A 12,113-nucleotide genomic window follows, 5' to 3' on the forward strand; every position below is an offset into this window, starting at 1 on the left:
GCATGGACACTGTTCGCCTTCTTGATCTACATAGGATTTCTATGTAAATATGGGAAGCATGACTGGGAACATGACACGGCCCAGCGCCACCGATGCGGCGCTCGCGGCGGACCTGCTGTCCGTGGTCGCCAGAATCAACCGGCTGGCCACCCAACGCGTCAGGATGCAGCTGCCGTACGCCCAGGCCCGCCTGCTGTCGATGATCGAGGACCAGGATGCCGCACGGATCTCCGATCTCGCCGCACTGGATCACTGCTCGCAACCGACCATGACCGCACAGGTCCGCCGCCTCGAGCTCGCCGGCCTGGTCTCGCGGATCACCGATCCCACCGACGCACGGGCCGTCCTGATCAGCATCACCCCTGAGGGCGTCGCCGTGCTGGCCGACGTCCGCGCCGACCGCGGTGCGGTGATCGATCCGTATCTGGAGCGCCTCCCCGAGGCCGATCGTCAGACCCTGGCCGACGCGGTACGCGTCATGCGCAGCCTTCTCGAGGACGCACAGCAGCACCGCTGATCCCCGCCACCAACCAGAGGAGGACCCGCCCCATGTGGCGCCAACCCAAGGCCGTCTGGGCGGTCGCGTTCGCTTCGGTCATCGCCTTCATGGGCATCGGTCTGGTCGACCCGATCCTCAAACCGATCGCCGACAACCTGAACGCGTCCCCGTCGCAGGTGTCGCTGCTGTTCACCAGCTACATGGCGGTGATGGGCGTGGCGATGTTGATCACGGGCGTGGTCGCCAGCCGAATCGGACCGAAGCGGACACTGCTGATCGGGCTGGTGATCATCATTGCCGGGGCGGGACTCGCGGGCATGTCCGACACGGTGATGGGCATCGTCGGGTGGCGCGCGCTGTGGGGTCTTGGCAATGCGCTGTTCATCGCGACCGCGTTGGCGACCATCGTCAACTCCGCCCGCGGCTCGGTGGCACAGGCGATCATCTTGTACGAGGCGGCGCTGGGACTCGGGATCGCGGTAGGTCCGCTGGTCGGCGGAGTGCTCGGCTCGATCTCGTGGCGCGGTCCGTTCTTCGGCGTCTCGGCCCTGATGGCCATTGCCCTGGTGGTCACCGTCTTCCTGTTGCCCGCGACGCCGCGGGCGGCACGCGCCACCGGCCTCGCCGAACCACTTCGCGCGCTCAAGCACCGCGGGCTGCTCGGGGTCGGAATCACTGCGCTGCTGTACAACTTTGGCTTCTTCACCCTGCTTGCGTTCACACCGTTCCCCCTCGACATGAGCGCACACCAGATCGGACTCATCTTCTTCGGGTGGGGCCTGGCGCTGGCGTTCACGTCGGTGGTGGTCGCGCCGCGCCTGCAGCACCGGTTCGGCACCGTGCGGATACTCATCCTCAACCTGCTCGCGTTCTCCCTGCTTCTCGCCGTGATGGCAATCGGCACCGACAGCAAGGCGGTGCTGACGACGTGCGTCGTGGTGGCCGGCCTGTTCATCGGCGTCAACAACACGCTCATTACCGAGACCGTGATGAAGGCGGCCCCCGTGGAACGCGGCGTGGCGTCGGCGGCCTACAGCTTCCTGCGGTTCGGCGGCGGCGCCGTCGCCCCGTGGCTGGCCGGCGTGCTTGGCGAGACGTTCAACGCGCACCTGCCGTTCTGGGTCGGCGCCGCGGCGGTGCTGCTCGGCGCGGGCGTCCTGGTCGCCACGCGCCCGTACCTGACACACATCGATGACGCAGAGGACGAACTCGACGAGCTGACCGACGAGGCGACCGCGGTCACGATCGGCAGCGATAGCTGAGCAGGCTCACCCCACTTCGGCAGCCAGGACGGGCGTCGGTTCCGGATCGACGGACTCCGCGAGTCGATCCAGACTGTCGTTGCGCCGCTTCATCAAATAGACCATCACACCGAACCCGATCACGTACCAGGTGCCGACGATCGGGCCTGCCAGGCTCAGCGGGTAGCTGAGCGCCGACGCGAAACTGAACACCGGAATTCCCGCCCCTGCGAAGAACGCGGGAATCAGCAGGATTGCCCCGAGCACCGGCGCGATCAAGTGCAGGAACACGTTGAACTCGCCGCGTCGATAGCGCAGGAAGTACACCGGGCACGCCAGCGCCGTCACGAAGTAGATCGGGAGCACGCAGACCGTCAGCACGGTGCCGAACACCGCGTACGCCGTCACCGGATCCCACGTGTAGCCGCCGACCAGCGTGAGGACCGTGCCCAACCCGAAGAAGACCAAGATGGATTTCGACGGTGACCGCCAGCGAGGATGGACGTACCCGAAGAACCTCGGCAACGTTCCGCTGCGACCCATCGCCCAGATGCTGCGCGTCGCGGCCAGCGCCGCGCCGTTCATGCAAGCGAACGACGAGATCAACAACACCACCAGCAACAGGATCCACCCGTTGCCCCACAGCGTCGTGGCCAGCCCGATCCACGCGTTCCCGCCGTTGTAGCTCATGAACTCGGCCATCTTCGCGGGACCGAAGTAGACCGAGGACGCGTACGAGGTGAGCACGTAGAACAGGCCAATGAGCAAGCAGGACAACACCACTGCGCGAGGTACCGTGCGGCGCGGATTCTTCGTCTCCTCCGCCATGGGCGCCGCGGCCTCGAAGCCGATGAAGGCCAGGAACCCATACACGGATGCGGCGATGGATGGACGTGCCGACGTAGGAAGCCAACCCACCTGCGGACGAAATGTGCTTGGCCATCTGGCCGATCGCGGTGGCCACCAACAGGCTGCCGACGAGGGCGAACACGACGGACAGCGGGAGTGCGCCTGCCCCGAACGAGGCGCCGGTGCTGATCGCGTAGGCCGCTCCCGCGCCGGGCGCCATCGTGGCGATGGCCACGAACAGCACGCCGGGCAGGCTGATGACGCCCTTGGCCAGACCTGGTTCCTCCGCGCCTGCTGCCGTCTGCGGCGCGACGACCTCGGGATTCGCAGTCACTTCGCGCCCCCGTCGGTCAGATCGGCTGCGGTAGCGGTGATCTCGACGAGCTGATCGGGGTGGGCAAGTTCGGTGACTCCCACCCAGGTGCTCGACGGAGGTGCGGCACCGAATCTCTTGGCGAAGACCTCAGCCGTTGCCATCGAAGCAGGCATGTCCGTTGCGTAGACCGTGACGGCGACCAGATTGTCGAGGGACTGCATCTCTGATTCGAGACAACGCTCGAGGACGTCGAGACAGAACAGCACCTGGTCTTCCATCGATCCCGTGCCGATGACCGTGAATTCCGGTGGCGCGCCGACGAATGGAGCGATTCCAGAGTAGTAGACCGTGCCGTCGGCGCGGACCACCTGACTGAATCCCAGGAGTGCGAAGGTTGATTCATCCATGTAGCCGACGTCGGGGTTGTTGCGGGTGATCACGCCATTCCCCCTGCCGCAGCTGGGGTTTCGGCGTTGACCAGCTCATCGTGGAACATGTCCATGTAATCCGAGTTGAGGTGGTCGGTCTTCTTGGTCAGCGACGCGAACTCGTACTGCTTCTTCGGCATGTCGTCACGGATCGCGACCATCGGGTCTTCGAAGTCCCTGATGTAACCCACTGCCAGTCCACCCATTTGGTAACCCATCAGCTTGAGCAGATCGTCGTCGAGCGTGCGCGCAACCTCGATGGGCGTCGACAGGTACTGGTTCTCTTCCTGGCGGACCCAACCGACGCAGTAGGTGATGTTGATCCCCTGGCGAACCGATGCAGATTTGTTCGCGGCGGCGCCGTGGTAGACCTTGCCGGAGTAGAAGAACATCGAGCCGCGCTCCATTTCGGCGCGCACGATCCTGGGATCGTCGTCCTCGTAGGTCTGCTTGCCCTCGATGAGATGACTTCCCGGCACGATGCGGGTCGCACCGTTCTCGACGGTGAAATCGGTCATCGCCCACATGGTGTTGCACTGCACGTCGTAGTCGAGCGGGAAGGGAAAGAAGTCCCAGGCAAGCTCGTCACGGTGCAGGGGCTGATGAGTCTCGCCGGGAAGGACCGAGATCACCTGGGTGAGGTGCAGCTGGTAGACCGTGGCCTTGGACAGCAGGTCCGCGGTAGCGCCGAGCACCAGCGGGTGCGTGACGAGCTCACGACTGGCGGGCGACCGAGGAATCAGCGAGCCGGTGCGTCGGGTCATCCGGCCGACGAAGTCGTCGTTGCCCGTCGGCGTGAGGTCGATGTGCTCCTCGATCTCCTCGGCGAACCGGTCCATGAGTTCGTTCGAGACGAGATTGTCGACGATGACGAAGCCGTTGGCGCGAATTTCAGCGGCAACTTCGGCAGACGTCGCGGTGGGCGGCAGGTGGTATTTGGGCATGAAGCAACTCCGATCGCGAGATAGCGCAGAGGTAGGGTGATCCTGTGGAAAACGGGTGGGAACCTCGCCGATGAGGCGGCGTCGTTGACAGTGAAACTGAATCATTCTCAGGTTTCTGAGCCGCTGCCGATCGGTAAAGAGCACGTAACCGCCGCAGCCTCGTTGTCGCAGCTCATGGTGCCGGTGATGTCGCAAGTCGGTGCTCGACGCTCGGCCACCCAATCCCGCAGCCAGGAGAAGATGAAGCGCGTCCTGCGCGCCACCGCCGCACTCCTCGACCAGAGCGGGGCCGAGGCCGTCACCACGACCGCGGTGGCCGCGCGCGCCGAGGTGTCCATCGGTTGGCTATACAACTTCTTCGACGACCGCCAGGCGCTGCTCGAAGAGATCATGGTTACCGGGTTGGTAGACCTCGACGGTCGCTGGGAAGAAGTTGGTTTCAGCCTGGGCGGCCCTGATTGGCGGACCCGAGTGGCAGCGGGCCTTGACGTCGTCATCGACTTCTTCGACGCCTCACCGGGTTTCAGATCGTTATGGTTCTCCGCCGATTTCAGCGGTCGCATGCTGCAGGCCAACCGACTTCACGATGACGCCCTCGCCGCCTACCTCGCGGCGAGCGCGACCGCGATCCGGCCCGATGCGCCCGACGTTCCCCTACGTGTCGTCACGCAGGTTTTCGTCGGCATGATCGACAAGGGACTCGACCTCGCGTACCGCAACGAGCCGACTGGCGACACGAGCCTGCTAGCGGAGATGTCCCGCGCCAGCGTCGAATATCTCGGCCGCTTCCTGCTGTAGAGGCGTGTGGTGGGCAGCGACAGCTGACCCGACTACGTGATCGCGGTACCGATCAGGGTGCCGACGACGTAGGTGGCACCGATCGCGATCGCGCCGAACGCCAACTGCCGCAAGGCAGCAAGCCACGTCGACTTGCGGGTGAAGCGCGACGCCGTGCCGCCCGCGATGAGCAGGCCAAGCCCGCCGCACGCCAAGCCCAGCCACAACGACTCGTAGCCGAGCAGGTACGGGATGAGCGGGACGACCGCGCCGATGGCGAACATCGCGAACGACGAACCGGCCGCGACCCACGGCGACGGCTTCTCGCTGGGGTCGACGCCCAACTCCTGAACGAGATGGAAGTTCAGCGCACGGGTCTCGTCCCGGTGGATCTCTTCGGCGGCCTTGGTGGCGGTGTCCTCGGTCAGTCCCATGTGCATCAGCATCCCGACCAACTCGGCCCGCTCCTCGTCGGGATACCGGCTGAACGACCGCCGTTCGACGCGTACCTCCGACTCGAGTTGTTCGTTGGCCGTGGTGACCGACGTGTACTCCCCCAGTGCCATCGAGAACGCGCCTGCGAGTAGGCCAGCCACGCCGCTGAGGACGACGGCGTTCGCACTCGCGCTGGCCGCCACCCCGGCGATGAGGGCGGTGTTGCTCACCAATCCGTCCATCGCGCCGAAGGTCGCGGCGCGCAGCCAGCCACCGGTCACGTCGGCGTGCCGGTGGTCGATTTGGTGGGGCAGCCCGGTCGTCGCCCCCGGCTCCGAACTGTCCGGCTCGGTCATGCACACGATTGAACCCCTGCCCGAATTCGGGCGGTCACTCAGGATGCCCTGGGTTTGCCACATCACAGTTTCAGCAGTCCCGCGGCGGGATACCGTCGAGTCATGACCACCACCGCGGAGCATCTGCGCAAGACGCTGGACGGCCGTTGGCACGACGCCAAGGAGCGGTCGAGACAGCAGATGTCGAACGAAGTCTTCCGACCGCACTACACCCCCAACACGGTGATCGCGCGGACGAAGGCGCTGGAACAGCTGAAGATCATCGCCGCCGCCGGTGCGGCCGAGGACGGCTTCCGCAAGGAGCACGGTGGCACCGGGGACGTCGGCGCTGCGGTCACCACCATCGAGATGCTCGCGATGTCCGACCTGTCGCTGATGGTGAAGGCCGGCGTGCAGTGGGGCCTGTTCGGCGGTGCCATCGAGAACCTGGGCACCGAGCGGCACCACGAGGCGTATGTGCACAGGATCATCGACCTCGATCTCCTCGGCTGCTTCGCGATGACCGAGACCGGGCACGGCAGCGACGTGCAGTCACTCGAGACCACCGCGACCTACGACCCCAACACCGATGAGTTCGTCATCGACTCCCCGACCCGGACGTCCCGCAAGGACTACATCGGCGGGGCGGCCGAGACCGCCACCGTCGCAGCGGTGTTCGCGCAGTTGATCACGGCTGGACCGGGTGAGGAGCCGCAGGGCCACGGCGTGCACTGTTTCGTGGTGCCGATCCGGGACGCCGAAGGCAACGACGTGCCGGGAGTCACCACGTCGGACTGCCACTACAAGGGCGGCCTGCCGGGTGTCGACAACGGACGCATCATGTTCGACCACGTCCGGATCCCGCGCGACAACCTGCTGAACAAATACGGCGACGTGTCGGGCGACGGGACCTACACCTCACCCATCGAGAATCCCAACCGGCGGTTCTTCACCATGCTCGGCACCCTGATCCGCGGCCGGGTCACCGTCGGCGGCAGTGCTGCGGCGGCCGCGCGGGTGGCACTCGACATCGCGACCCGGTATGCGTTGCAGCGCAAGCAGTTCTCCGCGCCCGACGGCGACGACGAAGTCGTGATCATGGACTACCTGGTGCATCAGAGGCGGCTGTTCCCGCTGATCGCGCAGTCCTACGCGCTGCAGTTCGCGCAGAACGAACTGGTCGCCAAGTTGCACGAGATCCAGACCACCGAGATACCCGACCCCGAGGAGCAACGGGAGCTCGAGTCGCGCGCGGCGGGACTGAAGGCGGCCAACACCTGGCATGCCACCCGCGCGATCCAGGAGGCACGGGAGGCCTGCGGCGGCGCGGGCTACCTCGCCGAGAACCGGCTGATCTCACTGAAGGCCGACACCGACGTGTTCACCACGTTCGAAGGTGACAACCACGTGCTGACCCAGCTGGTGGCCAAGGAGCTGCTCACCGGCTATGCCGACGACATCAAGGGCATGAGTCCCGTCGAGTGGGTGCGGTTCGGTGCCAACTTCGCCAGCGAGCGGGTGCTGAAACGTACTGCGGCACAAACCATCATGCAGACGATCGTCGACAGTCGGCAGGACAACGAGGAAGAGGGCAGCCTCTTCAACCGCGGCAACCAGGTCAAGATGTTCGAGGATCGCGAGGAATATCTGCTGTCGTCGGTCGCGCGTCGGCTTCAGGGCAAGAGCAAGGAGATGTCGGCCTTCGACGCCTTCAACGCCGTGCAGGACCACGTGCTGCACGCCGCGAGCGCACACATCGACCGCATCATCCTCGAGGCCTTCGTCGCAGGCATCGAAGCGTGCGAGGACGACGAGGCGCGCAAACTGCTCGGCACGGTGTGCGATCTCTACGCGCTCTCCGTGATCGAAGACGACAAGGCATGGTTCATCGAGCACCGGTACCTATCCACCGAGCGCGCGAAGGCCGTCACCCGCGGCATCAACGACCGCTGTGGCGTGCTGCGGCCCTACGCCGAGACACTGGTCGACGGGTTCGGGATCCCCGAACAGTTGCGCTACGCCGAAATGCTGCATCCCGAGCACATTCCGGATGCGGACGACTAAGAGTCGACCCGTGCCTTGCCCGGCCACCAGATCCGATTTCCGAGCAGGGCCATGGCGGCGGGCACCAGGATGGTGCGAACCACGGTGATGTCGATGAGCAGCCCGACGCCGACGGTGAAGCCGATCTGCAGGAGGTTGATCACGCGACCGCTCATCAACGCGAACATGGTGAGCGCGAAGACGATTCCGGCCGTGGTGATCACGCTGCCCGTGCTGCTGAAGCTACGCATGATCCCGCGGATCATGCCGTCGGCAGATTCGTCCCTGATGCGGGCCGCGAACAGCATGCTGTAGTCGGCTCCGACGGCGATGAGCGCCATGAACGACACGGGCAACACCGACCAGTCGATGTCGATGCCGATGATGTGTTGCCACACCAGCACACTCACCCCGGACGCTGCGGCGAACGACAGGGTGACCACGGCCACCATGAGTACCGGGGCCGCGATGCCACGCAACAGGATCATCAGTACCAACAGCACGCCGAGGATCGCGACGATGCCGTAAACCGCGAAGTCACGCCACACCTGATCCCTGGTATCGGCCGACAACGACGCCAACCCCGTGCTGGCGAACTGCGAATTCTGCAGAGTCGTTCCGTGCGCAGCGTTCTCCGCGGCCACGGCCAGGGTCCGGGACGCGTTCAACGCCTGCTCGCCGTACGGGTTGACGTTCCACACCACCACCATTCGCGCCGTCTTGCCGTCCGGTGAGAACAGCAGTTTCTCGGCGGCCTGGAATGCCGCGTCGTTGAACCCTTGCGCAGGGAGGTAGAACCCGGCGCCCGGGCCGTCGGACGTGTGTGCGCTCAAACCGTTCAGGTAGTCCGACGCCTGAGTGAGTCCATCGGTGAGCTGGCCGGTCAGGCCAGTCATCTGGTCGACGCCGCCCTTGACCTGATCGAGCCCTGCGGCGAGCTGAGTCATGCCCGCGGCCAGCCGGTCTGCTTCCCGAACCAGGTCGGCGAGTTGCGCTTGGGCTGCTGCAGGGGACCCGCCGGGGACCATCGCCGACAGCTTCTGCAGCCGAGCCAGCGTGTCCCGGATTCCGGGCTGCGCTGCCCGCACCTTGTCGATGGTGTCCTGCGGCACCGCGGTGAGTACCTGAACCTGACGAAGCGCACGGCCGACGGCGCCGCCGGAAATGGTGTCGAGGTCGGCGATGTCGGATCGCGCCCGATTGCAGATCGGGTTGGCCAGGCACTCCGGCGACGGCTCGGTGGCCAGCGCAGAGCCGAGCGACGAGCTGACGATGCGGCCGGCGTCGGCGATCTGGGCGTTGGCGGTGATCGCCTGCAGAGCCACGTCGAGGAGACCCACCGACGAGCTCAGGTCCGACAGCGCAGTCCGCACATCCACCGTGCCATCGGTGAGGGTGGCCAACGTGCCGCTGGCCGCCTGGTACCCGGCCAGCACTTCGTGCGCCAGTCCGGTGACTTGCCTTATCCCGGAGAGCAACTGGGGCATCTGCGCGCCCGCCGCGCTGGCGCCGTCCCGCAGTGCGGTGGTCCCCGATGCCAGCCTGTGCAGGTCGGGGTTGGCGGCGTCGACGCGGTCCCTGGCATCACCGAGGCGGCCCGCGACGATACCGGCTTGATAGCCGACGGTGGTCTGCTCGAGCTGCGTGCCCGCGGGCCGCGTCATCGACCGCACGTAGGCCACTTCGGGGATCTTGGCAATGCGTGCCGCGACCTGATCGAGGGCCGCCAGGTCGTTGGTCTCCCGCATGTCGTGGTCCGACGTGACGATCAGGTATTCCGGCGCAGCTTCGTTGACGCCCCAGTGGGCGTATGCGCTGCGGTATCCGGCGGCACTCTCGGTGTGGCCGAGTTGCATTGCGTTCTCGTCGAAGTTCACCCGGAAGGTGAGAAGAACGGATGCGGCGGCCAGCAGCAGAACGAGGGACGCCGCGGCGAGCGCACCCGACCGGCGAATAACCGTCGACCCTATCCGGCGCCACCGGCGCTCGTTGAGCGGCCGCGGCTCGGCGTGCCCGCGCGCGCCCAGCAGCGCCAATAGCGCGTAAGGCAGCGTCATCGACACGGCGAGCGCGATCACGACGGCGATCGCGATCGGTGGACCGGCAGCCCTGAACATGCCCATCTGGGTGAATGCCATCGCCGTTGCGGCCGCCGCGATGGTCAGCATCGACGCGACGAGGATGCCAGAGACCTTCTGCCCGGCCTGTCCGAGTGCGTCGATGACGGGCAGCTTCTTGCGGCGGGCCTCGTGGTAGCCGGCAAGGATGAAGATCGCGTAATCGGTTGTCGCGCCGAGCAGCATCGCCGTCATCAGTGCGATCGTGAAGTTCGACACCACCAGCGTCTCGGTCGCACCGAGTAGCGAGACGATCGGACGCGCGACACCCATGGCGAGGCCGATGGTCAGCAGCGGGATCAGCGCGGTCACCAGGGACCGGTAGACCACGAGCAGCAACAGGGTGATCAGCAGGACCGACACCGCGGTGATGATCAGCAGTGAGAAGTCCATGGCACTGAACAGATCTGCGAGCGTCGGCGATGGGCCGGTGTAGAACAGCTCCACGCCTGGTGGCCGTGGCAGCGAGTGGATCAGATTGCGGATCTCGACGGTGTTCTGGTGCGCCTTGGTCGAACCCACGTCACCGGTGCCTGCGACGACCAGGTTGATGGCCTTGCCGTCCGGGCTGAGGGCGATGTCACGGAGTCGTTCGTTGCCGAAGGTGTCCAGCACGTAGGCGACGTTGCCGGTGTCCGCCCGCAGATTGTCGACGAGGCCGCGGTAGAACGACTGGTCGTCGGCGCCGATGCCCTGTTCGTCGACGACCAGGATGCTGCCGATCGCCGACGACTGCGGCACGCCGAACTCGTCGGACATGTGCCGAAGCGTCTTGGCGGCTTCGATGTTGGCTGGCAGGAACGGCGCCGAGCGTTCGGCGACGGTGTGCTCCAGCTGCGGGATGGCGAGATTCAGGATCCCGACGAGCGCTACCCAGAAACCGATGACGTACCACGCCCGACGTCCGCAGAAGCGGCAGAAGGCACCGAACGTCCGGCTGTCGTGTTGAGCCACAGAAACCCCCTACGCAGAAATCCGGCCAATCTAGACCGAACGATCTACCAGCGGGCCTACGCTAGTAGACTGATCGGTGCACTGCCAACTCGGCCACGCACGGAGGTGTCACATGCCGGCACGTGATCGGCTCATCGCCGGCGCCATCGAACTCATGCGCCGAAACGGCGTCGCAGGTACTGGCCTGAACCAGCTGCTCGACCTCAGCAAGACCGCCCGTCGCTCGCTGTACCTGAACTTCCCCGGCGGGAAGGCGGAACTGATCGCGAGCGCCGCCATGACGTCGGGTCAGCTGATCACCGACGCCATCGAACGGCTGGCCGCCGACGTCGAGCCGGTGGCTGCGATCCAGGCCTTCATCGCCATGTGGCGAGACACCCTGACCGGGAGCGACTTCACCGCGGGGTGCCCAATCATGGCTGCAGCAATGGGACGCTCGGAAGCCGCAGAAGCCGCCGACATCGCCGGTGAGGTGTTCACCGAATGGGAGCAACGGCTCGCAAGCCATCTCGAATCGAGGGACGTCTCACCCGACGAGGCGTCCCAGCTGGCGACCCTGACCATCGCGGCGATCGAAGGTGCCGTGGTCATGTCGATGGCGACGAAATCCGATGCGCCGATGCAGCGCGTGGAGGACGCGTTGGTGGGTTTGTACCGGCAGAAGGTCGGCTCCGCAGGCTGAGGCTACTGATTGGGGATCGGGTCGAGCGCCTTGAGCTTGCCGTCGACGATCCGGAACCGAACGGTGCCGATGCCCGTCGGGCAGCATGCCGGGTCCTGGTCCTGCCGCCACTGGTACTGCACGACGGCGGTGTCGTTGCCCTGCGCCGTCACGTTGGCGTAGGGCCTCGGGTCCGCGGTAGGTGTTCCGATCGGAGAGTTGTGGTCGAAGAACAGCACCTGCCGCGGGTTGTCAGACGCGTCACCGACCGTGACGACCACCCAGTGCAACTGGCAGTCAGGAGTGTGACCGCGGGAGGTTTCGCGCCACTGCTGACCCGCGGGCAGCTGGGTGATCTCTTGGGCGACGGAATCGGCGGACGGGCCTTCGGCCTGCGTGCAGCTCGCCGAACTGGTGGGCGGCGCCGACGGCGGACTCCAGCCGCAACCGGCCGTGATCAGGCCGATCGTCGTCAACATCGCAACGATGGTGCGGAGTCGCATGATGCGAGCCT

11 protein-coding genes are annotated in these 12,113 nt (G+C 65.8%); 5 read left to right on the forward strand and 6 right to left on the reverse strand.

What is annotated here, in order from left to right; translation table 11 throughout:
• Positions 1–70: 70 nt before the first annotated feature.
• Both HNP02_RS18630 and HNP02_RS18635 read left to right on the forward strand, forming a co-directional pair.
• Positions 71–517, forward strand: a complete 447-nt coding sequence (locus HNP02_RS18630) for a MarR family winged helix-turn-helix transcriptional regulator (protein WP_184441154.1) — start codon at positions 71–73, stop codon at positions 515–517.
• Positions 518–549: 32 nt separating this feature from the next.
• A complete protein-coding gene (locus HNP02_RS18635) occupies positions 550–1,761 on the forward strand; it encodes an MFS transporter (protein ID WP_184441156.1) in 1,212 nt (403 codons plus the stop codon).
• Positions 1,762–1,767: 6 nt separating this feature from the next.
• Here HNP02_RS18635 and HNP02_RS18640 read toward each other — a convergent pair whose 3' ends face one another.
• From HNP02_RS18640 to HNP02_RS18650, 3 genes are all read right to left on the reverse strand, one after another.
• Complete coding sequence (locus HNP02_RS18640) at positions 1,768–2,658, reverse strand: APC family permease (protein WP_184441158.1); 891 nt, start codon at positions 2,656–2,658, stop codon at positions 1,768–1,770.
• Between the two features lie 261 nt (positions 2,659–2,919).
• Positions 2,920–3,345, reverse strand: a complete 426-nt coding sequence (locus HNP02_RS18645) for a RidA family protein (RefSeq protein WP_184441173.1) — start codon at positions 3,343–3,345, stop codon at positions 2,920–2,922.
• On the reverse strand, positions 3,342–4,277 hold the full coding sequence (locus HNP02_RS18650; protein WP_184441175.1) for a phytanoyl-CoA dioxygenase family protein: 936 nt from the start codon (positions 4,275–4,277) through the stop codon (positions 3,342–3,344). The genes HNP02_RS18645 and HNP02_RS18650 overlap by 4 nt, the downstream gene beginning before the upstream one ends.
• Positions 4,278–4,463: 186 nt before the next feature.
• On the opposite strand from HNP02_RS18650, the gene HNP02_RS18655 reads away from it, so the two are divergent.
• Positions 4,464–5,075: a TetR/AcrR family transcriptional regulator gene (locus HNP02_RS18655; RefSeq protein ID WP_184441177.1), complete on the forward strand. Its 612-nt coding sequence runs from the start codon at positions 4,464–4,466 to the stop codon at positions 5,073–5,075.
• Positions 5,076–5,107: 32 nt separating this feature from the next.
• On the opposite strand, the gene HNP02_RS18660 is transcribed toward HNP02_RS18655, so the two are convergent.
• A complete protein-coding gene (locus HNP02_RS18660) occupies positions 5,108–5,845 on the reverse strand; it encodes a VIT1/CCC1 transporter family protein (protein ID WP_184441179.1) in 738 nt (245 codons plus the stop codon).
• A 102-nt stretch (positions 5,846–5,947) separates the two neighbouring features.
• On the opposite strand from HNP02_RS18660, the gene HNP02_RS18665 reads away from it, so the two are divergent.
• Complete coding sequence (locus tag HNP02_RS18665) at positions 5,948–7,888, forward strand: acyl-CoA dehydrogenase (RefSeq protein WP_184441181.1); 1,941 nt, start codon at positions 5,948–5,950, stop codon at positions 7,886–7,888.
• Here HNP02_RS18665 and HNP02_RS18670 read toward each other — a convergent pair.
• Entirely contained in the window at positions 7,885–10,938 is a 3,054-nt protein-coding gene (locus HNP02_RS18670; protein ID WP_184441183.1) for an MMPL family transporter, read from the reverse strand. The two genes, HNP02_RS18665 and HNP02_RS18670, sit on opposite strands and share 4 nt — an antisense overlap.
• A gap of 112 nt (positions 10,939–11,050) precedes the next feature.
• On the opposite strand from HNP02_RS18670, the gene HNP02_RS18675 reads away from it, so the two are divergent.
• Complete coding sequence (locus tag HNP02_RS18675) at positions 11,051–11,620, forward strand: TetR/AcrR family transcriptional regulator (protein WP_184441185.1); 570 nt, start codon at positions 11,051–11,053, stop codon at positions 11,618–11,620.
• Positions 11,621–11,622: 2 nt separating this feature from the next.
• Here HNP02_RS18675 and HNP02_RS18680 read toward each other — a convergent pair whose 3' ends face one another.
• Positions 11,623–12,102 carry an LppP/LprE family lipoprotein gene (locus HNP02_RS18680; protein WP_184441187.1) on the reverse strand — a complete coding sequence of 160 codons (480 nt, stop codon included), beginning with the start codon at positions 12,100–12,102 and terminating at the stop codon, positions 11,623–11,625.
• Between the last annotated feature and the right edge of the window lie 11 nt (positions 12,103–12,113).

The organism is Mycobacterium sp. AZCC_0083 (assembly GCF_014202335.1).
GTDB lineage: Bacteria > Actinomycetota > Actinomycetes > Mycobacteriales > Mycobacteriaceae > Mycobacterium.

Excerpts from the sequence above, each read along its gene's own strand:
- HNP02_RS18650 (WP_184441175.1), bottom strand. The coding sequence starts at position 4,277 with ATGCCCAAATACCACCTGCCGCCCACCGCGACGTCTGCCGAAGTTGCC.
- HNP02_RS18675 (WP_184441185.1), top strand. The coding sequence starts at position 11,051 with ATGCCGGCACGTGATCGGCTCATCGCCGGCGCCATCGAACTCATGCGC.
- HNP02_RS18680 (WP_184441187.1), bottom strand. The coding sequence starts at position 12,102 with ATGCGACTCCGCACCATCGTTGCGATGTTGACGACGATCGGCCTGATC.
- HNP02_RS18630 (WP_184441154.1), top strand. The coding sequence starts at position 71 with ATGACACGGCCCAGCGCCACCGATGCGGCGCTCGCGGCGGACCTGCTG.
- HNP02_RS18660 (WP_184441179.1), bottom strand. The coding sequence starts at position 5,845 with ATGACCGAGCCGGACAGTTCGGAGCCGGGGGCGACGACCGGGCTGCCC.
- HNP02_RS18665 (WP_184441181.1), top strand. The coding sequence starts at position 5,948 with ATGACCACCACCGCGGAGCATCTGCGCAAGACGCTGGACGGCCGTTGG.
- HNP02_RS18655 (WP_184441177.1), top strand. The coding sequence starts at position 4,464 with ATGTCGCAAGTCGGTGCTCGACGCTCGGCCACCCAATCCCGCAGCCAG.
- HNP02_RS18635 (WP_184441156.1), top strand. The coding sequence starts at position 550 with ATGTGGCGCCAACCCAAGGCCGTCTGGGCGGTCGCGTTCGCTTCGGTC.